Annotated in this window: 22 protein-coding genes; 8 read left to right on the forward strand and 14 right to left on the reverse strand. The window is 45.7% G+C overall.

The genetic code is table 11. The features are described from left to right. Nucleotides 1-65 precede the first annotated feature (65 nt). Entirely contained in the window at nt 66-983 is a 918-nt protein-coding gene (locus FTT89_RS00045) for a patatin-like phospholipase family protein (RefSeq protein WP_180172636.1), read from the reverse strand. 63 nt (nt 984-1046) lie between these two features. Beyond that, entirely contained in the window at nt 1047-1673 is a 627-nt protein-coding gene (locus FTT89_RS00050) for a 1-acyl-sn-glycerol-3-phosphate acyltransferase (RefSeq protein WP_005176034.1), read from the reverse strand. Between the two features lie 154 nt (nt 1674-1827). Between FTT89_RS00050 and FTT89_RS00055 the strand changes: the two genes are divergently transcribed. Both FTT89_RS00055 and FTT89_RS00060 read left to right on the forward strand, forming a co-directional pair. Further along, nucleotides 1828-3084, forward strand: a complete 1257-nt coding sequence (locus FTT89_RS00055) for an MFS transporter (RefSeq protein WP_180006842.1) — start codon at nt 1828-1830, stop codon at nt 3082-3084. Between the two features lie 920 nt (nt 3085-4004). Continuing rightward, nucleotides 4005-4742 carry a carbonic anhydrase gene (locus FTT89_RS00060; protein WP_180006841.1) on the forward strand — a complete coding sequence of 246 codons (738 nt, stop codon included), beginning with the start codon at nt 4005-4007 and terminating at the stop codon, nt 4740-4742. 65 nt (nt 4743-4807) lie between these two features. On the opposite strand, the gene FTT89_RS00065 is transcribed toward FTT89_RS00060, so the two are convergent. The 5 genes from FTT89_RS00065 to FTT89_RS00085 form a co-directional block, all read right to left on the reverse strand. Further along, entirely contained in the window at nt 4808-5533 is a 726-nt protein-coding gene (locus FTT89_RS00065) for an amino acid ABC transporter ATP-binding protein (protein WP_171249308.1), read from the reverse strand. 14 nt (nt 5534-5547) lie between these two features. Then, complete coding sequence (locus FTT89_RS00070; protein WP_005176046.1) at nt 5548-6231, reverse strand: ABC transporter permease subunit; 684 nt, start codon at nt 6229-6231, stop codon at nt 5548-5550. Further along, nucleotides 6231-6974 (reverse strand): amino acid ABC transporter permease, encoded by a 744-nt coding sequence (locus FTT89_RS00075; RefSeq protein ID WP_005176049.1) that lies wholly within the window; start codon nt 6972-6974, stop codon nt 6231-6233. Before FTT89_RS00075 ends, FTT89_RS00070 begins: the two co-directional genes overlap by 1 nt. A 63-nt stretch (nt 6975-7037) precedes the next feature. Further along, complete coding sequence (locus FTT89_RS00080) at nt 7038-7982, reverse strand: transporter substrate-binding domain-containing protein (RefSeq protein ID WP_005176051.1); 945 nt, start codon at nt 7980-7982, stop codon at nt 7038-7040. A gap of 361 nt (nt 7983-8343) precedes the next feature. Continuing rightward, on the reverse strand, nt 8344-9021 hold the full coding sequence (locus FTT89_RS00085) for a DUF421 domain-containing protein (RefSeq protein ID WP_160243482.1): 678 nt from the start codon (nt 9019-9021) through the stop codon (nt 8344-8346). Between the two features lie 255 nt (nt 9022-9276). On the opposite strand from FTT89_RS00085, the gene FTT89_RS00090 reads away from it, so the two are divergent. The 3 genes from FTT89_RS00090 to herA all read left to right on the forward strand — a co-directional run bounded on the left by FTT89_RS00090 (nt 9277) and on the right by herA (nt 13384). Next, entirely contained in the window at nt 9277-10308 is a 1032-nt protein-coding gene (locus tag FTT89_RS00090; protein ID WP_180006840.1) for a molecular chaperone DnaJ, read from the forward strand. Nucleotides 10309-10407: 99 nt separating this feature from the next. Continuing rightward, nucleotides 10408-11643, forward strand: coding sequence for a DUF4297 family anti-phage-associated protein (locus tag FTT89_RS00095; RefSeq protein ID WP_045795824.1), 1236 nt, complete (start codon nt 10408-10410; stop codon nt 11641-11643). Next, complete coding sequence (gene herA, locus FTT89_RS00100; RefSeq protein WP_180006808.1) at nt 11636-13384, forward strand: anti-phage-associated helicase HerA; 1749 nt, start codon at nt 11636-11638, stop codon at nt 13382-13384. The genes FTT89_RS00095 and herA overlap by 8 nt, the downstream gene beginning before the upstream one ends. Nucleotides 13385-13433: 49 nt before the next feature. Here herA and FTT89_RS00105 read toward each other — a convergent pair whose 3' ends face one another. Further along, a complete protein-coding gene (locus tag FTT89_RS00105) occupies nt 13434-16328 on the reverse strand; it encodes a valine--tRNA ligase (protein WP_180006807.1) in 2895 nt (964 codons plus the stop codon). A gap of 183 nt (nt 16329-16511) precedes the next feature. Between FTT89_RS00105 and FTT89_RS00110 the strand changes: the two genes are divergently transcribed. Next, on the forward strand, nt 16512-17207 hold the full coding sequence (locus FTT89_RS00110; protein WP_005176074.1) for a hypothetical protein: 696 nt from the start codon (nt 16512-16514) through the stop codon (nt 17205-17207). Between the two features lie 20 nt (nt 17208-17227). Further along, complete coding sequence (locus FTT89_RS00115) at nt 17228-18031, forward strand: SDR family NAD(P)-dependent oxidoreductase (protein WP_160241550.1); 804 nt, start codon at nt 17228-17230, stop codon at nt 18029-18031. Between the two features lie 47 nt (nt 18032-18078). Here the strand turns inward: FTT89_RS00115 and FTT89_RS00120 are convergent, their stop codons facing one another. Beyond that, on the reverse strand, nt 18079-18513 hold the full coding sequence (locus FTT89_RS00120) for a YbjQ family protein (RefSeq protein ID WP_005176078.1): 435 nt from the start codon (nt 18511-18513) through the stop codon (nt 18079-18081). Nucleotides 18514-18516: 3 nt separating this feature from the next. Beyond that, entirely contained in the window at nt 18517-18873 is a 357-nt protein-coding gene (locus tag FTT89_RS00125; protein ID WP_005176080.1) for a YbjQ family protein, read from the reverse strand. Nucleotides 18874-18876: 3 nt separating this feature from the next. Here FTT89_RS00125 and FTT89_RS00130 point away from each other — a divergent pair, with 3 nt between their 5' ends. Then, nucleotides 18877-19149, forward strand: coding sequence for a hypothetical protein (locus tag FTT89_RS00130; RefSeq protein WP_034597392.1), 273 nt, complete (start codon nt 18877-18879; stop codon nt 19147-19149). A 26-nt stretch (nt 19150-19175) separates the two neighbouring features. Here the strand turns inward: FTT89_RS00130 and adeK are convergent, their stop codons facing one another. From adeK to FTT89_RS00150, 4 genes are read right to left on the reverse strand one after another with little or no spacing between them, the layout of a single operon-like run. Beyond that, on the reverse strand, nt 19176-20633 hold the full coding sequence (gene adeK, locus FTT89_RS00135) for a multidrug efflux RND transporter AdeIJK outer membrane channel subunit AdeK (protein ID WP_005176082.1): 1458 nt from the start codon (nt 20631-20633) through the stop codon (nt 19176-19178). Next, nucleotides 20633-23812, reverse strand: a complete 3180-nt coding sequence (locus FTT89_RS00140) for an efflux RND transporter permease subunit (protein ID WP_016659891.1) — start codon at nt 23810-23812, stop codon at nt 20633-20635. The genes adeK and FTT89_RS00140 overlap by 1 nt, the downstream gene beginning before the upstream one ends. 13 nt (nt 23813-23825) lie before the next feature. Continuing rightward, nucleotides 23826-25091 (reverse strand): efflux RND transporter periplasmic adaptor subunit, encoded by a 1266-nt coding sequence (locus tag FTT89_RS00145; protein WP_005176086.1) that lies wholly within the window; start codon nt 25089-25091, stop codon nt 23826-23828. A 29-nt stretch (nt 25092-25120) separates the two neighbouring features. Continuing rightward, nucleotides 25121-25735, reverse strand: a complete 615-nt coding sequence (locus FTT89_RS00150) for a phosphatase PAP2 family protein (protein ID WP_005176089.1) — start codon at nt 25733-25735, stop codon at nt 25121-25123. Nucleotides 25736-25752 lie beyond the last annotated feature (17 nt).

The following is a 25752-nucleotide window of genomic DNA, read 5'->3' on the forward strand; positions in this document are numbered from 1 at the left end:
ATCAATCTGTATGCTGTTCAATGTAGCAGATGAGAACCGACTTGGATATGAAAAAATCCCCGATGTTAAAATTTGGCTTTGGGTGGTGGCGCCAAAGCGGCTGGAGATTTTTTAAAATCGCTGATGGCTTTTTCAATGGCGCGGATTTTCAGCTGGGCAGCTTTTTCACCTTCTAAAATGGTCTGGTTGCTGGCTTTTAAATCCAGTGTGCCAATATGACCAACTTTAGGCTGAATCACCACATTGGCCTGGCGCAGCTCTTCATGAATACTCTGCTGGCCCATAATGTTGATGGTCTGATCGAGCAGGCCCCACATATTCATGGGCGTATTACCGGTTGGACGCGCGGAAATATCCACTGCAATGACCAGATCGGCGCCCATATCTTTGGCGGTTTTGACCGGAATCGGGCTGACCAGACCACCATCGACATATTTGGTGCCAGCAATAGTCGCCGGCACAAACACATTCGGAATGCTGCAGGAGGCACGTACCGCCTGACCGGCATTGCCTTTAATAAAGTCGGCTTTACGGCCATTGTCCAGACGGGTGGCGACCGCAGCAAAACGAATCGGGAACTGCTGGATGGCTTTGTTACCCACCTGCTGATTGACATAGTCCTGCAGTTTCTGGCCCAGCACAAAGCCCTGACGGTTCAGGGTTAAGTCGCGAATATCAGATTCTTTAAAGTTTAGGGCCTGTTGCTGTAACTGATACGGTGATTTACCACTGGCATAAAGACTGCCGACAAAACTGCCGGCACTGGTGCCGGTTACAATTTTCGGTTTAATGCCGTGTGATTCTAAAACTTTCAGTACGCCAATATGGGCAAAACCTTTGGCACCGCCACCCCCTAAGGCAATGGCCACCACCGGTTCACGCGCCTGAATAGGCGTTGGAGTCACTGGGGTTTGTACCGCCCGATCACAGCCGGAAAGTGCCAGCAATAACAGGCCGGCTGTCGAAAATTGCAGTAATTTCATGATTCGATAGGAGATTAATTCAACAAAATATGCGCACATCTCAGCAAAAAAATACGGTTTTGGCTAGTCTTTGGGCCAGCGTTTTTGTAACGGCTTGGCCAGCCAGTGCGGATTTTTGGCAGAAAACTTGCCTTCATAATGCTGATAAATCGCGTCTAAATCCTGTTCATAATGCCCAGTCGGATGAAACACACCAAGAATATGAATGGTCTTATGCGCATAATCAAAAGAGAACATCACAATCGGAATTTGTGCGCCATAGGCAATATGATAAAAACCGCTGCGAATCTGCTCGGCCTGTTTGCGCGTGCCTTCCGGCGCCATCCCGACCCAGATCTGTTCACGTTGCCGGATAATTTCAATAATCTGCTGGGTATGGCCCTGCGGCGCATGGCGAATTACCGGCACCACCCCAATCCACTCCAGCAGCGGTTTTAACGGTGTATTAAACAGGGTATGTTTGCCAAAAATGGTGACTTTTAGCCCCAGTCCGAGCAAAGCAGCGAAGCCATGCCAGGCATCAATATTGGAGGTATGTGGGGATATAATTGCCACCGCTTTGGGAAGGTTGGGAAATTCGCCTTTCAGCTGCCAGCCTTGGGCCAAAAAGAGCGATTTAAAAAAGCCTCGACTCAGGGCGCTGCCGCGGCCAGGTACTTGATCAGGTAAAACAGGAAATTGCTTGGTCATTGTTTTTATGTATTATCCTACTGAAACTCAGCCAAGTTTTACAAAATATTGCGACTTTATTCAATGGGGAAGCAGAGCAAAAATACGCTTTTGTTTGAGCAGTTTTGCCTGGAGCCATCCGCTTGGCCTGAAATAAAAAGGAATGTCCGCTGCTATGCCGAATCTTTATCTGTTGCTGTTTTCCCTGTATTGGGCGCAAGGTCTGCCGGTGGGCTTTATGACCCATGCCTTGCCGGTGATCTTAAGGGCGCAAGGGGTATCGCTGGCGCATATTGGCGGTTTTGGCCTGTTAATGTTGCCCTGGTCGATTAAAATTTTCTGGGCGCCGTGGGTGGATCGCTTTGGCCGCAGCACTCAGGGCCATTACCGTTCCTGGATTATTCCGACTCAGTTGCTGAGTGTCGTGGTGTTAATCGGGCTGTCATTTATCCCGATTCAGGCCCTGAATGAACCGCTGTATTTGTTTGGCTTTTTTTTCGGGCTGTTGCTGATGAATCTGGTTGGGGCCACGCAGGATATCGCCACCGATGGACTGGCGGTGAATATTTTAACTGGCCAGCAGCAGCACTGGGGCAATACCTTTCAGGTGATTGGTTCACGGCTGGGCTTTATTGTTGGTGGGGGCGCCATGCTCTGGGCTTTGGACTGGCTGCACTGGCAGGCCACGTTTCTGATGCTGGCGCTACTGGTATTTTTAAATACCTTGCCAATTTTACTGTATCGTGAACCGCAACATGCAGCCAAAACAGCGCAGAAGACCACGCCTTTTTCCTGGCAGGTCGTGCGCCAGTATCTGGGTTATTTTCGCCAGAGCCGCAGCTTGGCACTGTGGTTATGGGTGCTGCTCAGTTTTAAAATTGCCGATGGTCTGTCTGGCCCATTACTCAAACCGTTAATGGTCGATTTGGGCCTGAGCTTTTCCCAGATTGGTATTTATGTGACCATGCTGGGGGCGTTTGCCGCGTTACTGGGTGCAGGTGTGGCAGGCTTATTGCTCAGGGTGATGTCACGTGCTCAGGCTTTAGTGCTGTTTTCAGTGTTGAAAGTACTGGCTTTAGCCGCCTATAGCTGGCTGGCCTATCAGTATGAACAGCAGCAGGCGGTAGCACTGTGGCTGATTTATCTGATTAATGCGCTGGAAGATGGTATTTCGGCGATGCTGCTGGTGGTGATGCTCACTTTGGTGATGCACTATAGCCGCAAACAGCTGGCCGGCACCGATTTTACCTTTCAGGTGGCACTGATGGCTACTGTCAGTGGTGGGCTGTATAGCCTCAGCGGCATACTGGGCGATCAGCTTGGTTATGCACGCTATTTAATGATGATTAGCGGGATTGCGCTGCTGTGTCTGCTTCCGATTCTGGTCTGGGCCAGAAGCCTGCCAAAAGATGAGGCGCTTCAGCACCAATAAACCCTTCAAAAGAAAAAAAGCGATCCTGGAGGGAATCGCTGGAGTCGTAACTGGTTTATAAAAAATAATGGCCTTCCACCTTGACCCACAGCCGTTTGCTGGATGAATAGTGGCTGTGCTGATGTTATGCAGTGAGGAGGCACTTTCTTGGAATTGACCCTGAATATGGGCAGGGAGTGGTGTGCGATCCCGATGACAAGCAGTGTAGTGGCTGTTTATGACATATTTAAGACAGATGCAGGCGCTGACGTGCAGACTGTCGAATTCCTGTTCAATCCATTCATAGATCGATGCTCCTGATCAGAAAGACTGACTTTTGAATAAGCAAGATACTCATCAGCTGGTTTGGTTTAGATATTCCATTTTTAGTGATGAATCCTGTGATCAACTCGTCAATGACAAGTGGCGTTGGCTAAATCACAACGTCAATCATGCTTCATGCTGGTGCAGCTAAAATTCGAGGCCAATCCATCCCGGTAGAAAACTTAACATACCTAGTAAGACCGCGAAAATTCCATGCTAAAGCTGAGCTAAAAAATCGGCCAGCGCCAGCAGAATCGCTGATCTACTTCTTCAATACCCCATGTTGTTGCCGGTTGATTTAAGCAAAGCGTCATCAGTTTTATAAGTCGCTGCTCCAGCAGCCAGAAAACTGTTAGTACCGGACTTATAAAAAAGCATCACCATCGAACTGGAAACCAAGGTGGGTTTGGGCGGCAACGCCGTGATTGATCAGTACAACTTGATAAGTCGGAGAATCGAACAAGTCATTATCAGGCCATCAGGCTGAATTATAACGCTCAAAAACCGCTCCAATCAGATACAAAAGCAATAAACAGTTGGAAGATTTGGTTTTGTCCTGCCGGCGCAGGTTACGGATGATCAAGGCTCTTTTGATGATGTGTTTTCAAGGTTGAAGAATGAAACGGAGTATTTTTGCAGCGACTGCACTTTTGAGTATGAATATGGCTTTTGCTGCCGAGGGCAGTCATTTTGACTGGAGCTATGCGGCACAGATTGCGCCGGATAAATGGAGCCAGTTAAAACCGGAATATCAGGCCTGCGCGGGCATGAATCAGGCGCCCATTAATATTGCCCAGACCACACCGGCACAGTTGCCGCCGTTAAAACTGAACTATGCGGCCAAGGCCAAAACCATTGTGAATAACCAGCGCACGGTTCAGGTCAATTTTGAGCAGGGTAGCCATTTAGAACTGGACCAGAAAATCTTTGAACTCAAGCAGTTCCATTTGCATAGTCCAAGTGAAAACACCATTCAGGGGCAAAGTTTTGCGATGGAGATGCATCTGGTACATGCTACACCTGCCGGTGAGCTGGCGGTGCTGGCAATCATGTTTCAAGAAGGTCAGGAAAATCCGAAGCTGAAACAGCTGTGGCAGGAATTACCGCAGCAGGCCGGTGAGGCCATTACATTAAACCATCAGGATGTGGCAGCAGCATTTTTACCGGAGCAACGGGATTATTATCGTTTTAACGGCTCTTTAACTACGCCGCCGTGTACCGAAGGCGTGCGCTGGATTGTCTTCAAACAGATTCAGCAGGCCTCGAGACAGCAGATTCAGGCTTTTTCACAGCTGATGGAACATCCGAATAACCGGCCGGTACAGCCGACCAATGCGCGTCTGGTGCTGGAGTAATCGAATACGAAAAAAAAGCAGATCATCTGATCTGCTTCTTAATTTGGGATGTTTGGTTGTATGGATTAATGCAGGATTTTATCTAGGAACTGCTGGGCACGTTCACCGCGCTGGGTATTAAAGAATTCATCTTTGGTGCAGTCTTCGACAATTTTACCCTGATCCATAAAAATCACCCGGTTGGCGACCTGGCGGGCAAAGCCCATTTCATGGGTCACACACATCATGGTCATGCCTTCACGCGCCAGCTCGACCATTACGTCCAGTACTTCGGTAATCATTTCCGGGTCCAGCGCCGAGGTTGGTTCATCAAACAGCATGGCAATCGGGTCCATACTTAAGGCGCGGGCAATGGCAACCCGCTGCTGCTGCCCACCAGAGAGTTGCGCCGGAAACTTGTTGGCCTGTGAACTTAAACCAACCCGATCCAGATAGGCCAGCCCTTTCTGTTTGGCTTCAGTTTCCGAGCGGCCCAGTACCTTGATCTGGGCAATGGTCAGGTTTTCGGTAATGCTTAAATGCGGAAACAGCTCGAAATGCTGGAACACCATGCCAACACGGCTACGCAGTTTGTTCAGATTGGTTTTCGGATCGCTAATCGAAATCCCATCAACCAGAATCTGGCCTTTTTGAAACGGTTCCAGACCATTTACGGTTTTAATCAAGGTCGATTTTCCCGAACCCGATGGTCCACACACCACCACCACTTCTCCCTGACGAATCTGGGTGCTGCAATCGGTCAGGACCTGAAAATCCTTATACCATTTGCTGACATTCTGGAGGTCAATCATAATCTTGGGTTCGGTCATACCGTCAGCCTCCTTTGTAGTTTTTTCACTGCATAGGTGGCGATTAAACTCACGCTAAAATACACCAGCCCGGCAAATAGAATATATTGGGTCAGCAGCGCCATTAAATCGCCGCGGACATAATTGGTACGGAAGAAATCCAGCAGGCCAATGGCATAAACCATGGTGGAGTCCTGAAACAGGATGATGGTCTGCTGTAACAGCAGCGGGGTCATTTTGCGAAAGGCCTGCGGTAAGATAATCAGCCGCATCGACTGGCCATAAGTCATGCCCAGCGCATAGGCAGCCGCAGTCTGGCCTTTGGGAATGGACTGAATCCCGGCACGGACAATTTCAGAAAAGTAGGCCGCCTCAAACAGCATAAAGGCCACGATACTCGACACCAGTGCAGTATCAATGGTCAGGTAATTCCCGGTGAGGGCGGTGTAGAAAAATGGTACCGCAAAATAGAACCACATTAGCACCAGCAGCAAGGGAATCGAGCGGAACAGATTGACATAGCCTTGTGCAAACAGATTCAGTACGCGAATAGAAGACAGGCGCATTAACGCCAGCAGGGTGCCAATTAGAATACCGCCAATGGTCGCCATGACCAGCACTTTTAAGGTAATGGTAAAACCATGCCATAGCGCTGGCCCCGACAGTTGTAAATCATTTAAAAATGCAGTGAGCCATTCCATTATTTTTCTCCTGCAATCAGGCCGGGAACACGTAAACGTTTTTCCAGCAGGTTCATGCCCTGAATCAGGCAAATATTAATCACAATAAAAATAACGGTGACAATGGTATAAATTTCAATGGTGTTTTGCGTGTACTCACTGATGGTTTTCATTTGCGAGATAATTTCCGCCACCCCGACCAGAGAGGCGACCGAGGTGTTTTTAACGCAGTTGGTCAGCTCCGAGCTTAACGGCGGCAAAATAGTGCGAAATGACTGCGGCAAAATTACATAGCGATATAACTGCGCGGTACTAAAACCCATGGCATAACCGGCATTGATCTGTCCGCGTGGCAGGGCTTCAATACCGGTGCGCACCTGTTCACAGACCCGCGCCGCGGTAAACAGTCCTAGCCCGATACTGGCTGAAATCAGTGCCGAAGTATGCGCGCCTAGATCATTCATCCACCAGCTTTTGATGGGTGCTGGCAGGAAATTGGGCACCACATAGAACCAGATAAACAGCTGGATCAGCAGCGGTACATTACGGAAAATGGTGACATAGGCGGTGCCAATCGTGCGGGCGGTTTTGCTGGGCAGGGTTCGCATAATCCCCAAAATGCTGCCCAGTAGCATGGCAATACTCCAGGCCACAATGGCAATCACCAGCAGCCAGCCCAGCCCGGCGAGAATCCAGTGCAGATAGGTACTGTCGCCAATGCCGGTCGACTGAAACAGGACACCCCAGTTCCAACTATAATTCATACGTCCTCCTCAAAAACTCAGGTAAAGCATCCGTGTTTACCTGAGTCGGTTTATGTTGGAGTGTTACTGATCACGATCGTGCGGATTGGCAATCAGGTCTTTCAGCTGATCGGACATTTCAAAGTTCAAGTTGATGTTCTTTGGAGGAATTGGCTGTTGGAACCATTTGTTATACATCTGGTTAATTTCACCCGAGCTATAGGTGGCTTTAATGGCATCATCCACCACCTGTTTAAATTCAGCATCGCCTTTACGCAGCATACAGCCGTAAATTTCCTGAATTGGCGCCGTGCCGACAATTACCCATTTGTCTGGATCGGTGGCTTTGGATTTTTCACCGGCCAGCAGAATATCATCCATCATAAAGGCAGCCGCACGGCCACTTTGTAGCATCAGGAACGATTCGGCATGGTCTTTGGCTGAAATAATTTCGCCAATACCGAGTTCTTTTTCATGCTGGCGGATATAACGTTCAGAAGTGGTACCGGCGGTGGTGACCAGTTTTTTGCCTTTTAAGTCAGCAAAATCCTGAATGCCGGAATCTTTGGCCGTAAGTAAACGTGAACCCACCTGGAAGAAACCGACCGAGAAAGCCACTTGCTGCTGGCGTTCCTGATTGTTGGTGGTCGAGCCACACTCTAAATCGACCGTCCCGTTAGAGACCAGTGGAATCCGGTTCTGGCTGGTAACCAGGTTATAGCGGATTTTCAGATCTGGCATCTCCAGTTTCTGTTTTAGCGCTTCCACCACTTTTAGTTGCAGGTCATGCGCATAACCGACCGGCTGATTTGGCGTATCGGCAATATAGGAGAAGGGAATGGATGAGTCACGATAACCCAGCACAATGGTGCCGGACTTTTTGATTTTCTCTAAGGTGCCCGAACTCGAGGCAGCGGCATTGGTGTTGCTATTGGCATCAGCTGGAGCTTTATTGTCACTACAAGCACTGAGGCCAAGCATGAATGCGCTGGCACAAAACAGGGAGGTGAGGGTGCGTTTAGAGGTCATGTACAAAACTCCTTTTGTATTGATTATTGGTCATTTGCTGTTATTCATGGCAATTCCAATCCTGGAACTGATTTATCAGGTAATGAAGCAAATGAGATTGTTTTAATTATCTCTGCACAACGGCATAGCTTCATCTTAAGCGAGATTTCCAGCATTGCTCAAGCGAAATTTTTAACCGTTTTGTTAATGATAAATCGTTATGAAATAACCACTTTTTAGATAAATAGCAGCAAAAAGCATGAATAAAATACAGCAGGAACTGTGCCAGTCTTGGGCCATTAAAGACCAAGATATGACCAAAGTTGAGATAAAACGGTTGGGCGAAGGTGGATGAACCGGCACAGAGATTTAAAACACGCGATTAATCTACCCGTAAGGTATTGATGGCTTCAGTCCAGTGACAGCTGTCACAACGCGGGCAGATCTGCTCGGCACGTTGCAAAAAATCGGTATAGCCACAGTATACGCAGGCGTAATGGGTATGCGGTTTAACGTCGGTGATTTCCTGACAGGCTTTGGGAAACAGGGGTAAACCGTACCGCACCTGATCATTGGAGAAAAACAGGATGCTGAACTTGCCATCATTTTCGAGTAAACCGACCCGTACCTGTCCCAGATGTTCGACCCCTTGCTGGCGCATTTCGGCAAAGAATTCATCGTGCGACATTTTACCGCGTTTAATCTTTTCTAAGACCAGCTCGCCATCTTCGACAATATACAGTGACTTGCCTTCCAGCAGATCTTCAAAGGGCTGGTATTTCATCATTAACCAGGTCACCAGACGATACAGGAAAATCACGATGCTCATGATTAGCAGGGCCTGAATCAGCGGCAGATCTTCGGTGAACATCGGGTCGCCGGCAATTGAACCCAGCGACAGAATAATCGCCAGTTCAAAAATTGACAGCTGGCGCACCCCCCGTTTGCCGGTCAGGCGTAAAAAGATAATGATCATGCTGAACATAAGGATGGCACGCACGCTAATTTCAGCAGCAAAAGCCCAGGTGGTGTCATGAATAAAAATACTGGCCCAATCCATGTGAATGTCCTTTTTATAATCTGTTGGTCTTTGTTGATACTATGCATGAATTGCGGCGGCTGAATGTTTATAGTTGCGTAATAAACTGCAATGATTTGAGTGACTTGGTTAATTCAAAAAATTACCTGATCTGAAGCCATGTAATGTTAAGGCTTATTTGCTCAGGATTTTGCTTTGCTTCAGTTTTACTGAGATGAGTCAAAAAATACTTTCACATAAATCAGGTATAATTTCTCTTTTGCTTTTATCTTCCCTATGCCTTTTGCGCTGAAAACCATGCCAAACATGGTGCTTGAAGTCTCACCACAGCATCAAAAGCTGAATCGTTTAATTGATGAGATTGAACAGCAGAAACAGTTATTGCTTGCATGGCAACATGCCCAAGATGACATTCGTGCCTATAGTCAAAAGGCGCTGATGCCTGCGTATCGTGAGTTATATAGCACTTTGTATGAACAGATGAAGACACTTTGGAATGGTCTAAGTAGTTATAGTTTCACGAAATCAAATACAGCATTGGTGGAAGATAAAATCCAAACTTTAGCACGGTTACTACAAGGTTCACATTTGCTGAGTCAAAAGCAGTTAGATGAAGTGGAAAAAATGCATGTCTATTATCAGCAGGCAGATGAATACAGCAAGAAAAAAAACAAGAAGAAAAATATAGACACTTTTGATGAGCCTGAAACTGAAACAGTCCAAGCCGATGATGTATTTGAAGATTGGAATAATGATCAATACCAACAAGCACGTGAGCAAGCCAAGTTAAAACGTCAGCAAGAAAAACAAGCGCAAGCTGAAAAGATGGTGAATCAATCACTCAAAACTGTGTATCTCAAGATTGCTTCCATCATTCACCCTGATCGTGAGCCCGATGAAGCTAAAAAAGAGGAAAAGACCGAGCTTTTACAACGTGCCAATGAAGCATACGAACAGGAAGATTTATTCTTTTTACTGAAACTTCAGCTTGAAGTTGAGCAAAGTAAAAACGGTTCAAACAAAGGTTTAAGCACAGAACAATTCAAGTTTTACCAACAGGCGTTAGAAGCACAAAGCCAGTCCTTAAAACAGCAGATGCAGGAATTGATTAACTCGCTTGTATGGTCAAATAAAGCCAAAATTGCGGTGCAAAAGTCCAAAGGGCAACTCAATATTGAGCAGTTGTATAAACAGATTGATGCGGATGTGTCTGCGGTAAAGCAACAGCTTAAAGCGGAAAAACAAAGACTCATGTATATGGGAAAAGAGAGTGGGTTGGAGATGTTGTTGGAGCATGGGGTGCTTTAACCGAGAAGGAAATAAGTGTATAAAAATATTAGATAATTTTTTGAACTGAATATAGAATAATCAATTATTTTTTTAATTTTTATTTCTATAGGGGTGAAAATGTCTGAGCCAAATAGACAGGCGATAGATACAATTAGGGGCTATTTATATCAGTTTGATAATACGATTCTGCAAATCCTGAACCATGAAGATGAAAATGCTAGTTTTACTGTTGAAGGTATTGAAGATATTGATATTGAGCAGATAGGCTGTGAAACAGTTGCCATACAATGTAAATATTATGAAAAAAGCGATTTTACGCCATCAAAAATTAAAGAAGCTATAGTTTGGATGGTTAAAGATTTTTCAAAAAGAGTTAAAGACGGTAAAGAATTAATACAATATAAATTATTTGGTCATTATAAAAGTGGACAAGATAAAATCCTACTTCCTATTAGTATTGCTTATCTTAAAGAGAGCCTTTTAACAAGTAAAACACAAGAAAAAGAAGATAAACCGAGTGTAACCACGAAAATTCATGAAGAGTTAAGTTTAAATGATGAAAATTTAGAACTATTTTTAAGTAAGTTAACTCTTAATATTGATGGTCAATCTTTAGATCAACAGCATGAGTCCATACTGCAAAAACTATCTGAACTAAATATATGTTCTAGTGGTGATGCAGAGTTTTTTTATGCAAAAAGTATCTATATCATACGAAATTTAGCCAAAAACCAATTGGAAACCGAAAGAAAAATTACGAAAAGTCGATTCATTGGTGATCTCAAGTATTCTAAAAAAATGATTTTTGATCATTGGTATTTGGAAAGAATAAGTGGAGAAAGGTACTCTAAGTCAATAAGAAAAAGATATTTTAATAATACTCAGTCTAAATTTAATAGGTTTTTTTTGATAGATGCATCAGGTATCGATTTTTATGAAATAAAAAATCTTTTAAAGAGTATTAGTCATAAATGGTCAAATCAACATGCTGTAAGACAAGTTGAAAAATTTTGTCCTTATGTATATTTACATAATTTTAAAGATGAAGATCTGTGCAAAATTAAAAAAGAATTGATAAGTGAAAATTTTTTAATAGAAGATGGTTATTACTATAAAGGAAGTAGTTTTGATCCTAAATTATTTATACGAGATGTTGTAGATTATGGTAATCCTTATAGAGTTTTTTTGAAAATTATTAATGATCTTGATGATTTTAATCAATTACATCAAGAAAAAATTTCAAATAAATATATTTACCAAATGTATTCAAAAAATCCATTTATAGATATTGATGATTCTTTTGATATTTATTTTTCAAATTTAGATTGTTTGAGGAGAATGATTTGTGAGTGATACAGGATGTTTAGCAGAAGTAATATCAGTAAAACCTAATAAAATTATTGTGCAGGTTACAAATCTTGAAGATTTTAAGCTGCCTAATGAATCATTAAAAGTTGGATCATACATTAGAGTGACTAATAATGATGATGCCATACTGATTGCTGTTATTGAAAATTTTACAATTGGAATTGATCACAATACCCAAAGAATTTATCTAATAGAAGCATTACCATTAGGTGTATTGGAAGATGGTGAATTTACAAGAGGTGGCGACACAATTGCAATTCCACCTAAGTTAGTGCAACCAGCTACATTAGAGGATATTAGAGCGATTTATAATTCAATTTCAGAGGATAAACGTTTAAATTTTTGTAAATTAAGTACTAATAAAAATGTTCTAATACCAATAGATGGTAATAAGTTCTTTAATAAACATATTGCCATTTTGGGTTCAACAGGCTCAGGAAAGTCACATACGTTATCTAAAATTCTACAAACAGCAGTATCTGCAAAAAGTGGTAAGTTTAGTCTGAATAATTCTCATATTATTATTTTTGATATTCACTCTGAATATAAAAATGCATTTCCGAATGCTAATTTTTTAGATATTAATACGTTGGAAATACCATATTGGTTACTTAATAGTGATGAGTTAGAAGAAATTTTATTGGATACAGGTGAACGTGATAATTATAATCAGTCTTCAATATTTAGGAAAATAGTTACACTTAATAAGAAAAAGCATAACCCTGATATATCTAATATTTTTTATGATACTCCAATAAAATTTGATTTAAACGAAGTTATTAATGCTATTTTTAATTTAAAAAATGAAACTAAAAGTTCTAAAAATCCAGATAATTGCATGATTGATGATGCAAATATTGATAAGGATGTTGGTTATTATTTTCAAAATGATGATGAAAAAATCAATTATTTTTTTGATAGGCAATTAAAGTTTTTACCTACGAAAAATTCGTATGTTAATAAGGGTATGTATGCTGATGGAACATTAGATAAATTCTATAATCGTTTGAGTGAAAAAATTAGACAAGATCGTTTAAGTTTTATGTTTAATAACGACCTTAAAGATATAGAGTTTGTGAATGTTCTTAAACAAATTTTAGGCTTTGAAAAAGATAAAGAATCTAATATTACTGTAATTGATTTAAGTGATGTTCCATTTGAAGTGCTGACAATTACTGTTTCAGTAATTTCTAGATTAATATTCGATTATGGATATTTTTATAAAAGACATAGATTTGAGCTTAATGCTGAAGAGAAAATTAATAATGATGTTCCTATTTTAATGGTTTACGAAGAAGCACATAAGTATGTTCCTAACAGTGAACTAACAAAGTATCGAGCATCTAAAATTGCAATCGAGCGAATTGCTAAAGAAGGAAGAAAGTATGGGATAACATTAATGTTATCTAGTCAAAGACCATCAGAAATTTCTGAAACTATTTTTGCTCAATGTAATAATTTTATTTCGATGCGACTTACAAACCCTGTCGATCAAAACTATGTAAGAAAACTTTTACCCGATTCGCTTGGTGGTATTATCGATATTTTGCCTAGCTTGCATCAAGGTGATGCATTGCTAGTAGGAGATTCAATAGTACTCCCATCTATCGTTACTATAGATCGTTGTAATCCTGAGCCATCTTCTAGTGATATTCCATATTGGACGTTATGGAAAGAGCAATGGAAAGACGTTGCATTTGAAGACATTTGCCAAAAATGGAAATAAAAAATCCCCTCACGAAGAGGGGATTTTTTTGAACCAAACTAACAACACCTTAAAGCGCTGCAATTTGCTCCATATTCGCTTTAATCTTCGCTAACTGATCCGCAAACTCAGCAAGTTTTACTTTCTCGCCTTCAACCACAGCCGCAGGTGCTTTTGCCACAAAACCTTCATTCGAAAGTTTAGTTGCAATTTGGTCATGCTGTTTTTGAACCTTGTCTAAGTCTTTTTGTAGACGACCCAATTCCGCTTTCGGGTCAATTAAACCCTTCATAGGAACGAATACAGACACATGTCCAACTACAGATGATGAAGACAATGGCGGTTGTTCAGCATCTGCAAGGAAAGTAATGCTTTCAACTTTCGCCAATGCTTTAAACAACGGTTCAATACGTGCGATTTGTGCTTTCTCGCTATCCGTTGTGTTTTGAAGAAGAACAGGCAACAAACGCGCATTACCTAGGCCCATTTCACCACGGATGTTACGTACCGCACCAATCAAACCTTGCAGCCATTGCATATCTGCTTCAGCTTGTTCATTCACTAATGCTTGGTCAGCAACAGGGTACTGTGCGAGCATAATCGTTTCGCCAGAAATGTTGAGTTTCGGCGCAAGTGTTTGCCAGATTTCTTCTGTTAAGTAAGGCATCAACGGATGTGCCAAACGTAAAGAGGCTTCCATTACAGAAAGAAGCACACGACGCACTTCAGCTTTACGTTCAACCGATACGTTTTCGTCATTCAGAACCGGTTTCGTCAGCTCGACATACCAGTCACAGTATTCATTCCAAATGAACTCGTAAATCGCTTGTGCAGCCAAGTCTAAACGATAGGTCGCAAAGGCTTGTTGAACCGCAGCTTCCGCTTTTTGTAGACGGCTGACAATCCACTGCTCAGGCAATTCCCAAAGGTCTTGACGAACGTCTTGACCAATCACTTGCTCTTCGCAGTTCATCATCACGAAACGGGTTGCGTTCCAGATTTTGTTGGCGAAGTTACGGTAACCTTCAACACGTTTCATGTCGAACTTAATGTCACGACCTGTGTTGGCAAGCGCACAGAAGGTGAAACGAACTGCATCTGTACCGTAAGATTGAATCCCTTCAGGGAATTCTTTACGGGTCGATTTTTCAATCTTCGCTGCTTGTTTCGGATTCATCAAACCTGTGGTACGTTTTTGTACTAAAGTTTCAAGATCAACACCGTCAATCAAATCTAATGGGTCAAGCACGTTACCCTTAGATTTAGACATCTTCTGACCTTCGCCATCACGTACCAAACCGTGTACATACACAGTTTTGAATGGTACTTGTGGTGTGCCATCTTCATTTTTCATGAAGTGCATCGTAAGCATGATCATACGAGCAACCCAGAAGAAGATGATGTCAAAACCTGTCACCAATACATCAGTCGGGTGGAAAGTATTTAAGAAATAGTTTTCTTTGTCTTTCGCTTCGTCACCTGTCCAACCTAAAGTTGAGAATGTCCAAAGACCAGAAGAGAACCATGTATCCAATACGTCTTCGTCTTGGTTCAATTCAACTTCAGGGGCAATACCGTTTTTCGCACGAACTTCTTCCTCAGAGCGTCCAACGTAAACATTACCTTCTGCATCGTACCAAGCAGGGATACGGTGACCCCACCACAATTGACGAGAGATACACCAATCTTGAATGTTGTTCATCCACGCCATGTACATGTTGCTGTATTGCTCAGGTACGAATTTGATACGACCGTCTTGAACTGCTTCAATTGCAGGTTTCGCAAGCGGTGCAATCTTCACATACCATTGGTCTGTTAATAATGGCTCAACGATCACACCTGAACGGTCACCGCGAGGTGGTTTCAATGTGTACGGTTGAATTTGGTCTAACCAGCCTTCAGCTTCTGCTTGTTCGACTAACTTTTTACGTGCTTCAAAACGCTCTAAACCAATGTAGTTCGCTGGGGCAGGAATGGTTTTAGAAATTTGCTCACCCGCTTTTGCGATGTATTCAAACTCGGCCAACACTTCAGCATTTTTGTTGAAGATGTTGATGATTGGCAACTCGCAGCGTTTACCTACTTCATAGTCATTGAAGTCGTGGGCAGGGGTGATTTTTACACAGCCTGTACCGAATTCTTTATCAACGTATTCGTCTTTAACGATAGGAACCGCACGACCTGTAATTGGCAGGATAATGTTTTGACCGACAAGGTGCGCATAACGTTCATCATCAAGGGCAACCGCAACCGCTGTATCACCCAACAATGTTTCAGGACGCGTGGTTGCAACCACGATGTGATCTTTACCATCGTGCGTGCGAAGTGACTTATCTTCAAAGAAATATTTGAAGTGCCAAAGTGAACCTTGTTCTTCTTTATCAGACTCAACTTCTAAGTCAGAAAGGGCAGTTTGCAGTTTAGGGTCCCAGTTCACCAGGCGTTTACCGCGGTAAATCAAGCCTTCTTCGTGAAGTTTTACAAACACTTCTTTCACTGCGTTGGATAAACCTTCATCCATGGTGAAGCGTTCACGTGACCAGTCGACAGAAGAACCGAGGCGACGGATTTGACGGGTAATGTTACCGCCAGATTGTTCTTTCCATTCCCATACTTTTTCGATGAACTTTTCACGGCCCAAGTCATGACGGCTAATGCCTTGCGCACCGAGCTGACGCTCTACCACCATTTGTGTTGCAATACCGGCGTGGTCAGTCCCCGGTTGCCATAAGGTATTTTTACCTGACATACGGTTATAACGGGTTAATGCATCCATGATGGCATTGTTAAAACCATGACCCATGTGCAAGCTACCGGTGACGTTTGGTGGCGGAATCATGATACAGAAAGACTCGCCTTTTTCAGACGGCTTGAAGTAACCGCGCTCTTCCCACGTTTGGTACCATTTTTTCTCGATCGCGGTCGGATCGTAAGTTGTAGCAATATTTTGCGCTGAATCAGTCATAGTTCGAACAGATCAAAAGTAGATAAAAAATTGCATCTATTGTAGCAAAAAAAATGGCGACTTAGGCAGCCTGAATCATTGGCTTGTTTAAGCAATTGGCATCTGCACTTACTCGTCGTATGATGTAGGCAAATAACAATGCGCAAAGTTCGCAGAACAACGACGAAAAAAGCGAGAACAACAATGACCTATTCAATCGCACTAAAATTAAGCCCAGCTACCTATCAGCGTTTTCAGCAGTTACATCAACAGTTTAACCAGGGTAATCCGCACAGTCTGGCCAAGCCTTTAGGCGAGGTGCTGTCACATATTTCCTGTGAAATTGTCGATCAGGTGTTTGGTGAAATTGCCCGGACCAGCAGCTCGCCCGACCGTGAATCGGAAAAGATTGTGCAGCAGGTGATGGACACCGTGCAAAAATATATGCCGTGGTCGGTGTCCTTTTTTGGCAATGACCGTCTGGTGCCGATGGTGAATTATCTGCAGCAGAAAACCTATGAAAAAGAGGGGCAGGCCTATGTGGCCTATCCGGTCGATAATGTGCTGATTAAAGAAACCTTGGGTTGTGTCGAACAAATCCGGCAGGGCAATAGTGCCTATATCCAGCCAGCCTTTCGGGCTTTTACCCAGATTGTCGATCAGGGCGTGACCAGTCTGGTCCGCGAGCCAAAGAAAATGCTGAAGTTTAATTTTATGGTCGATAAAACCCTGACCGGGGTGATTCAGCTGACCACCCAGCTTGGCTATAAGCGGCTGGAAAAACTCGGCACCCAGTTTGATACCCGCATAACGGAACAGTATTTCAATCATTTTCTGGGCTTTGTGGGCAATGACCCGCAGCCAGAGCGCGGTTACACTGATATTCATCACAACAAATGAACGTATAGAGGGACAGATTCATGGCCAAGCAGGATTTAACAGGGAAAGTGGTGTGGATTACCGGGGCATCTTCCGGATTGGGCAAAGCCTTGGCCAAAGAATGTGCCTTGCAAGGTGCCGACGTCATTCTGACCGCACGCCGTTATGAAGAACTGGAAAAGGTGCGCGTGACTTTACTGAACCCGGAACGCCATGTGTCAGTTTGTGCCGATATTACCGATGAATCACAGGTACGGCATGCTTATGCGCAGGTGTTAGCGGCCAAAGGCCGGATAGACTGGCTGATTAACAATGCCGGTCTTAGCCAGCGCGCGCTGATTCAGGACACCACCATGCAGACAGAACGTGCCATTATGGAAGTCGATTATTTCTCGCAGGTGTTCCTGACCAAAACCGTGTTACCGACCTTTATTGCCCAGAAATCGGGACGGATTGCCTTTGTCTCTAGTGTCGCCGGTTTGCTCGGCACCCAGTACCGTGCCTCTTATTCGGCGGCCAAAGCCGCAATTCATATGTGGGCCAACAGTTTGCGTGCGGAAGTGGCGCAAGATGGCGTCGAGGTTTCGGTAATTTTCCCGGGCTTTGTCAAAACCAATGTATCTTTTAATGCCTTAAATGGCGAAGGCAAACCGCAGGGCCATCAGGATGAAGCGATTGAAAACGGTCTGGAGCCGGACCTGTTTGCCCAGACCACGGTCAGTGCCTTGCTGGCGGGTGAGGAATATATTGTGGTCGGTGGCGCCAAGGAAAAACTGGGGGTTTGGGTGTCGCGTCTGTCGCCAAGTACGCTGTATAAAATGATCCGTAAAATGAAGGTGAAGTAATACGTTCCAGAGCATTTGACGAGATGAAGACAGATCAGGCCATCAGCTTATTTCTTGATGGCCGTCCCATACGCAAACACTTCCACCATCCCACCTTGCATCCCCAGTTCGGTGGTGCTTAAACGCAGACCTAAAATCTGGGTGGCGCCCATTTTCTCGGCTTCCAGCTTTAAGCGTACAATTGCTTCGCGGCGCGCACGTTCCACCACACTTTCATAACTGGTCAGGCGGCCACCGAGTAAATTCTGCACATTGGCAATTGCATATTTAAAGTAATCATGTGAAATTACCACATTGCTGCTGACCAGTTGGCCGGGTAGGTCGGTGCTTTTAAAGCGGCTGCTGTCGAGCTGGATATAGGCCAGTCGCTGTTCCTGTTCGGCCAGATATTGAAAATGCTTGCGTTCGTTATAGCGGCCAAAACCGAAGCCAACGGCAAACAGTACCGCAAAAATCAGCAGCTGCAGAAGCAATCCATCCATGACTTAGTCCTGTGCAGGGAAGGGATCAGGCAGTTTTGGCATGATTGGATCGACAATCACCGCCGTGCCATAAACGAACAGTTCAGATGCACCCTGGGCAATGTTGGAAGTAGAAAAACGGATTCCGACAATGGCATTGGCACCCATGCTGCGCGCTTTGTCGATCATCCGGTTCATGGCTTCCTGACGCGATTCTTCCAGCAGTTCGGTATAGGCTGTCAGCTCACCACCGACAATATTTTTCAATCCGGCCAGCAGGTCACGGCCGACATGCTTGCTGCGTACCGTGCTGCCATATACCACATCAATTTGCTGGCGAATGGTGTGTCCGGGTACAGATTCCAAATTACTCAGTAACATGTGATGACCAATAACAATAGATTGCTGATGAAGATAGAAAAACTGCGGGCAAAATGCAATCAAAACATCTCTTTTACAGTTTTATACGGGCAGATGTGCATCCAGTCCTTTGGCGAGTCACTACAAGCAAAACAGGATTTCTTTGCTTTGCTCATCACTCTATCGAGCTACTTTTATTTAATGGATGATCCAGGCACATCATCAGGCAAAGAAAAAGCCAGTCAGCGCGAGGCTCACTGGCTTGATTATCAAGCGATAAGAATGAAATCACCCTGATGCTTGACGCTGCAACTCAGACAATCTTATTGCTGAGCAGCGCGGCGTTGTTCTGCCACAGACGGCTGCTGGGTCACTTGATCTGAAGTGTTGGCTTTCAGGCCGCCACCCAAGGTTTTGTACAGTTCCACCTGATTGTTCAAATTGGCCTGTTCCAGCAATAACAGCCCTTGCTCGGCTGCATAAGAGGCACGCTGTGCATCCAGTACGGTCAGATAGCTGTCAATGCCGGCACGGAAACGGGCTTCCGACAGACGATAGGTGGTATTGGTGGCTTCAACCAGACGGCGCTGTGCGGCAATCCGGTCACCAATATTTTCACGCACTGCCAAGGCATCATTCACTTCACGGAAAGCGGTCTGAATCGACTTTTCATAATCTGACAGCGCAATCTGCTGATCGGTTTCTGAAATGCGGATATTGGCCTGACGTGTGCCCCAGTCAAAGATTGGAATATCCAGACTTGGACCAATTGACCAGACAAAGTTACCTGATTTGAACAGGTCACTTAAATCGGCCGAGGCATAACCGGCGGAACCGGTCAGGCTGATGGTCGGGAACAGACGGGCACGCGCTGCGGCAATATTGGCACCTGCGGCAGACAGACGGTATTCCGCTGCACGAACATCGGGACGGTTTACCAGCAGATCACTTGGTAAGCCGGCACCAATTGCAGTATTGGAGGTAATGCGGGTAATACGCTGTGCCGGCAGCAGATTGGCCGGAACCGGTTGACCCACCAGCAGATTCAGCAGGTTTTGTGCCTGCGCCACCTGAGTCTTATAGTTAGCTACATCATTACGCGCGGTTTCGACTGAAATTTGCGCCTGACGTACCGGTAGTTCGCTGTCGATGCCAACGTCAAAACGTTTTTTGTTCAGGTTATACGATTCAAGCTGGGCCTTTAAAGTTTGCTCGGCCAGTTTCAGGTTGGCATTGGCAAAGGAATAGCTGAGCCAGGCCTGAGATACCTGACCAATCAGGGCAATTTGCGTGGCATCACGGGCGCTCTGGGTGGCCAGGAAATTATCCAGTGCATTGTCACGCAGGCTACGGACCCGACCCCAGAAATCCAGCTCATAGGCGGTGACCCCTAAACCTACGTTATAGGAGGTGCTTGGGCCACGACCCTGATTGCTCATGGTGTCCTGACGTAACACGCTGCCACTGGCGCCAATGGTCGGTAACTGGTTATTTTCAGTAATCTGGTACTGTTGCTGGGCACGCTGGATGTTCAGCGCCGCAGTACGTAAATCACGGTTATTGGTCAAGGCCAGATCCAGCACCTGTAGCAGGCGCTGATCGGCAAAGAAATCTTTATAACCCTGTTCTGCAACAGAGCTTCCGGAAGCATTGCTATAGCTGCTCGGAATATTCGCCTGAGCAACCGGCTCTGGCCCGCGCATACTCTGACAGGCTGTCAAAGCAAGCGCAAGGGCAGAAACCGCAATACCACGGCCTGTAAGAGACCATAAGTTTTGCATCACGATACATGCTCCTGATGATTTTGTTGTTTTGGTTTGTATTTAAAGATACTTCGAATCCACACGTAGAATACCGGGATAAAGAAGATACCCAACAAGGTCGAACTGATTACGCCGCCCAGAACACCATAACCGACCGAGTGCTGGCTACCTGCACCTGCACCTGAAGACAGGGCCAGCGGCAGTACACCAAAACCGAAGGCTAAAGTGGTCATGATAATTGGACGTAAACGCATTTTTGCCGCATGTAAAGTGGCTTCAAACAGGTCTTCACCTTTTTCCTGCAACTCTTTGGCGAATTCGACAATCAGGATCGCGTTTTTCGCAGACAGACCAATCACCGCAATAATCGCCACCTGGAAGTAGATGTTATTCGACAGGTTCGGGTTCTGGAACAGCACCATCCCGCTGAAGGTCAGGAACAGGGCACCGACAATACCTAATGGTACGACCAGTAATACCGAGAACGGAATTGACCAGCTTTCATACAGCGCTGCCAGACACAGGAAGACAATTAACAATGACAGGGCATACAGGAATGGTGCCTGATCACCCGATTCACGTTCTTCCAGTGACAGACCGGTCCATTCATAGTCGAAACCTTGCAAGCCCATGTCTGGCAGCTTGGCAATAATTTCTTCCATGGCCACCATCGCATCACCCGAGCTGACGCCAGGCGCTGGTGTACCCTGAATGTTCATGGAGGATACGCCGTTATAACGCTCTAAACGTGGTGAACCATAAGTCCATTCACCGGTTGCAAAGGCCGAGAATGGTACCATTTCGCCGCGGTTATTACGTACATACCATTGATCGAGGTCTTCCGGCATCATACGTGAGCCTGCTTCACCCTGAACATAGACTTTCTTGACACGACCGCGGTCGATAAAGTCATTGATGTACGAACCACCCCAGGCCATGCCCATGGTGCTGTTAATTTCAGCAATACTCACGCCCAAGGCACCGGCCTGCGCATGGTCCACAATCACGCGGTACTGTGGTGTATCTTCCTGACCATTTGGACGAACCCCGGCCAGACGTGGATCTTTGGCTGCTTCACCTAAAATGATGTTACGTGCCATGGTCAGTTTTTCATGACCCTGACCGCTGGCATCTTTCAGCTGCAGGTTAAAGCCGGCACTCACGCCCAGTTCAGGCATAGCAGGCAATTGCAGTGGCATGATGTAAGAAGCATCTTTAACAATCATGTTCAGTGCCATACCACGCTGGATAATCGCACCGACCTGAGATTCTGGCGAAGTACGTTCTGACCAGTCTTTCAGCTTAATGAAGGCCAGACCTGCGTTTTGTCCAACCCCGGTGAAGGAGAAGCCGGCCACACTAAACACAGACTCGACATGCTCTTTCTCATTTTCCAGGAAGTAGTTGGTCATGGTGCTGACGACTTTGTCAGTCCGTTCCAGACTGGCATTTGGTGGCAATTGCACCAGTGTCATCACCACACCTTGGTCTTCATCCGGCAGGAATGAAGATGGCAGTTTCTGGAATAACAGCACAATCACAACCAGCACTGCACCGTAAATAATTCCGGAGAAAATCTTGCTGTGGGTCATACGGTTCACACCGCCCTGATATTTCACCGACAGCTTGTCAAAGCTGCGGTTAAACCAGCGGAAGAAGCGCGCAAACAGACCGTTGCTTTCTGGCTTGTTCGGATCATGCTGTTTCAGCATGGTCGCACACAGGGCAGGGGTAAAGGTTAAGGCTACAATCAGCGACAGTACCATTGCCGTGACCAGGGTCACCGAGAACTGACGATAAATCACCCCGGTCGTACCACCGAAGAATGCCATTGGTACGAATACCGCAGACAGCACCGAGGTAATCCCGATTAACGCGCCAGAAATCTGTTTCATTGACTTTTCAGTGGCTGCCACAGGGTCGAGATGTTCTTCGACCATGACACGTTCCACGTTTTCCACCACGACAATCGCGTCATCGACCAGCAAACCAATCGCCAGAACCATCGCAAACATGGTCAGGGTGTTAATCGAGAAGCCGAACATGTTGATGACGGCAAAGGTCCCCAAGACCACCACCGGTACGGCCATGGTTGGAATAATAGTGGCGCGCCAGTTCTGCAGGAACAGGAACATCACCAGGAATACCAGAATAATCGCTTCAATTAAGGTTTTAACAACACTCTTAATCGACAATTCAATAAATGGTGTGGTGTCAAAGGCCAGCTGATCGACCATCCCTTGCGGGTAGTTTGGACGTAACAGCTTTAAGCGCTCTTCAACGGCTTGGGCGGTATCCAGCGCGTTGGCACCAGTTGCCAGTTTAATCGCAACACCACCGGCAGGTTTGCCGTTGAATTTGGAATCAAACTGATAGTTGTCTGCACCGAGTTCTACACGAGCTACATCACCCAGACGCACCTGTGCACCTGAAGCAGTATTTTTCAGGAAGATATTGCTGAACTGTTCTGGGGTTTGCAGCAGGCTTTGTGCCGTTACGGTTGCGTTGAGCACCTGACCTTCTATGGCGGGTGCACCACCTAACTGACCGACAGCGACCTGGGCATTCTGGGTACGAATGGCTGTGGCAATATCACTTGGGGTGACTTGCAGGCTGGCCATTTTGGCTGGGTCCAGCCAGATGCGCATTGCATAGGAACCACCAAACACCTGAACTTCACCGACCCCCGCCACACGGCTTAAGGGTTCAGAAATATTGGAGTTAACATAGTCTTTGATGTCATTTGCTGACATGCTGCCATCAGGCGAATAGAAGGCCAGAACTTGCAGGAAGCTGGCGCCTGATTTGGTGACCCTCACCCCTTGACGCTGGACATCTTCCGGCAGCAGGGCGGTGGCAGACTGTAATTTGTTCTGTACCTGAACCTGGGCAATGTCAGGATCGACGCCTTGTTCAAAGTTCAGCGCAATAGACGCAGAACCGTTACCGGCACTGTTCGATGAAATATAACGCAAGCCATCGAGACCATTCATCTGCTGTTCAATAATCTGGGTTACTGTGTTTTCAACAGTTTCAGCCGAAGCACCCGGATAGGTCGCAGAAATGGTGACCGTTGGCGGCGCAATGGTCGGATACTGGGCAATGGGCATATTGGATAGGGTTAGAATACCCGCCAACATGATCACCAGTGCAATCACCCATGCAAAAATCGGGCGATGAATAAAAAATTGAGCCATTGAAGTCTACCCCTTATGTATTTGAAGTAGCTTTTTGTTCAGCTTGAGCATCCGCCTGATCTGCTGGTTGTTTTGCTTTATCTGATGCAGCAGGTTGCTGGGCACCTTGTGGCGCGGCAGCTTGCGGTTGATATGGTTTGGCTACCACTTTCTGTTCCGGCTTGACTTTGGCAATACCTTCTACAATAACTTTATCGCCAGTTTGCAGACCTTCAGTCACAATCCAGTCTTTACCCTGAATACCGGCTGTGGTCACTGGACGTGGTTCAACCACACCTTTGGCATTGACCAGCATCGCCATGGCCTGACCGGTTGGGGTACGGGTAATGGCAGCTTGTGGAATCAGCACGGCATTTGGAATTACCCCTTGCACAATCTGTGCAGTGGCAAACATGCCTGGCAATAACAGATGGTTTGGATTCGGGAATACTGCACGTAAAGTCACGGTACCCGTATCCGGATTAACGCTGGCATCGGAGAATGCCAGACGGCCTTCAACCGGATAATAGCTACCATCTTCCAGTTTCAGCTTGACTGTGGTGTTGTTACTGCTGTTTAAATCACCTTTACTCAGCTGCTGGCGTAAACGTAGCAGTTCAGCACTCGACTGGTTGATATCCACATAAATCGGGTCCAGACGCTGAATGGTCACTAACGGTTCCTGCTGGCTGGCAGTCACTAATGCACCTGCCGTCACGGTAGAACGGTTGGTCTGACCTGAAATTGGTGCACGTACGGTTGAGTAACCCAGGTTAATTTCTGCATTGCGCAGTTCGGCACGGGTGGCCGCGACATCTGCTTCTGCCAGTTTCACCTGCGCCACAATGTCATCATATTCCTGTTTGGAAATGGCATTGCTGCCCACCAATTGACGATAACGGCCTTCTTTGACACGTAAAACGTTCAGATTGGCCTGCTGACGTGCCAATGCTGCACGGGCACTATCTACCGATGCACGGTTGGTCCGTGAATCAATTTCATATAAGGCCTGACCTTCACGTACATAGCTACCTTCGGTAAACAGACGTTTCTGCACCACACCGCTGGTTTGCGGGCGAACTTCAGAAATTTCAAAGGCAGTGGTACGGCCGGAAAGTTCAACAGACTGCTCGACACTTTGTGGCTGTACAACAATGACCCCAACTTCTGTTGGAGGCATTTGCTGCTGGGCTGCAGCTTGCTGCGCATCATTTGGATCTTTGCTACAACCCACAAGCGCGATGCTTGTGGCCAATGCGCAAGCAGTGAGGGCAGGGGCCCAAAGCTTTGCAGACATCATTCTTCCACCTCAATTAGATTTTTATCTATCTAAAAATTATTCATTGGTTTGCGCTGGCTGTACTTGATCAAGATCAGATAGAGCAGCGTGATCCAGATAAAACTTATGCTCCAGCCTGACAGGACATCTGAGGGAAAATGTACGCCAAGATACACTCTTGAAATTCCCATCAGCAACATCCACATAACAGCACATATTACAATGGCTTTATGTGCGGGATGTTGCATTGACACATAAATTGCAAGACAGCCCAGCGTTGCGGCATAAAAACTGTGTGCGCTGGGAAATGAGGCACCATAGCTATTGACCAGATGATACATTTCTGGCGGGCGCTCTCTTGCAATCAGATACTTGAGTATCCAGGCAGTGGCAAAACTCCCCATCAGTCCAATGCTGACCAGCACGATATTTGCATATTCCTTCTGCCTGGCCAGATACAGACACCAAAGACTGGATAAAAATAATACAAATGGCATGCCACCAACGACAGATAATCCCGTCATTAGTGAATTCAACATCTCGTTACGGTGCTGGCTGAACCAGTCTACAATTGCCGAATCAAGGGCAGTGAGCGCTGGAACATAAAGCATTAACACGCTGAAAAAACACAACAAACCACCGAGATAAAGCAAAAAATTAGGCATGCCGAAATCCTGGTTAG

The sequence above is a fragment of the Acinetobacter sp. YH01025 genome, assembly GCF_013420185.1.
GTDB lineage: Bacteria > Pseudomonadota > Gammaproteobacteria > Pseudomonadales > Moraxellaceae > Acinetobacter > Acinetobacter indicus.

Excerpts from the sequence above, each read along its gene's own strand:
- FTT89_RS00050 (WP_005176034.1), bottom strand. The coding sequence starts at position 1,673 with ATGACCAAGCAATTTCCTGTTTTACCTGATCAAGTACCTGGCCGCGGC.
- FTT89_RS00085 (WP_160243482.1), bottom strand. The coding sequence starts at position 9,021 with ATGGATTGGGCCAGTATTTTTATTCATGACACCACCTGGGCTTTTGCT.
- FTT89_RS00090 (WP_180006840.1), top strand. The coding sequence starts at position 9,277 with ATGCCTTTTGCGCTGAAAACCATGCCAAACATGGTGCTTGAAGTCTCA.
- FTT89_RS00145 (WP_005176086.1), bottom strand. The coding sequence starts at position 25,091 with ATGATGTCTGCAAAGCTTTGGGCCCCTGCCCTCACTGCTTGCGCATTG.
- FTT89_RS00075 (WP_005176049.1), bottom strand. The coding sequence starts at position 6,974 with ATGAATTATAGTTGGAACTGGGGTGTCCTGTTTCAGTCGACCGGCATT.
- FTT89_RS00055 (WP_180006842.1), top strand. The coding sequence starts at position 1,828 with ATGCCGAATCTTTATCTGTTGCTGTTTTCCCTGTATTGGGCGCAAGGT.
- FTT89_RS00080 (WP_005176051.1), bottom strand. The coding sequence starts at position 7,982 with ATGACCTCTAAACGCACCCTCACCTCCCTGTTTTGTGCCAGCGCATTC.
- FTT89_RS00115 (WP_160241550.1), top strand. The coding sequence starts at position 17,228 with ATGGCCAAGCAGGATTTAACAGGGAAAGTGGTGTGGATTACCGGGGCA.
- FTT89_RS00130 (WP_034597392.1), top strand. The coding sequence starts at position 18,877 with ATGACCAATAACAATAGATTGCTGATGAAGATAGAAAAACTGCGGGCA.
- FTT89_RS00150 (WP_005176089.1), bottom strand. The coding sequence starts at position 25,735 with ATGCCTAATTTTTTGCTTTATCTCGGTGGTTTGTTGTGTTTTTTCAGC.
- FTT89_RS00140 (WP_016659891.1), bottom strand. The coding sequence starts at position 23,812 with ATGGCTCAATTTTTTATTCATCGCCCGATTTTTGCATGGGTGATTGCA.
- FTT89_RS00110 (WP_005176074.1), top strand. The coding sequence starts at position 16,512 with ATGACCTATTCAATCGCACTAAAATTAAGCCCAGCTACCTATCAGCGT.
- FTT89_RS00120 (WP_005176078.1), bottom strand. The coding sequence starts at position 18,513 with ATGGATGGATTGCTTCTGCAGCTGCTGATTTTTGCGGTACTGTTTGCC.
- FTT89_RS00065 (WP_171249308.1), bottom strand. The coding sequence starts at position 5,533 with ATGATTGACCTCCAGAATGTCAGCAAATGGTATAAGGATTTTCAGGTC.
- FTT89_RS00105 (WP_180006807.1), bottom strand. The coding sequence starts at position 16,328 with ATGACTGATTCAGCGCAAAATATTGCTACAACTTACGATCCGACCGCG.
- FTT89_RS00060 (WP_180006841.1), top strand. The coding sequence starts at position 4,005 with ATGAAACGGAGTATTTTTGCAGCGACTGCACTTTTGAGTATGAATATG.
- adeK (WP_005176082.1), bottom strand. The coding sequence starts at position 20,633 with ATGCAAAACTTATGGTCTCTTACAGGCCGTGGTATTGCGGTTTCTGCC.
- FTT89_RS00125 (WP_005176080.1), bottom strand. The coding sequence starts at position 18,873 with ATGTTACTGAGTAATTTGGAATCTGTACCCGGACACACCATTCGCCAG.
- FTT89_RS00070 (WP_005176046.1), bottom strand. The coding sequence starts at position 6,231 with ATGGAATGGCTCACTGCATTTTTAAATGATTTACAACTGTCGGGGCCA.
- FTT89_RS00045 (WP_180172636.1), bottom strand. The coding sequence starts at position 983 with ATGAAATTACTGCAATTTTCGACAGCCGGCCTGTTATTGCTGGCACTT.
- FTT89_RS00095 (WP_045795824.1), top strand. The coding sequence starts at position 10,408 with ATGTCTGAGCCAAATAGACAGGCGATAGATACAATTAGGGGCTATTTA.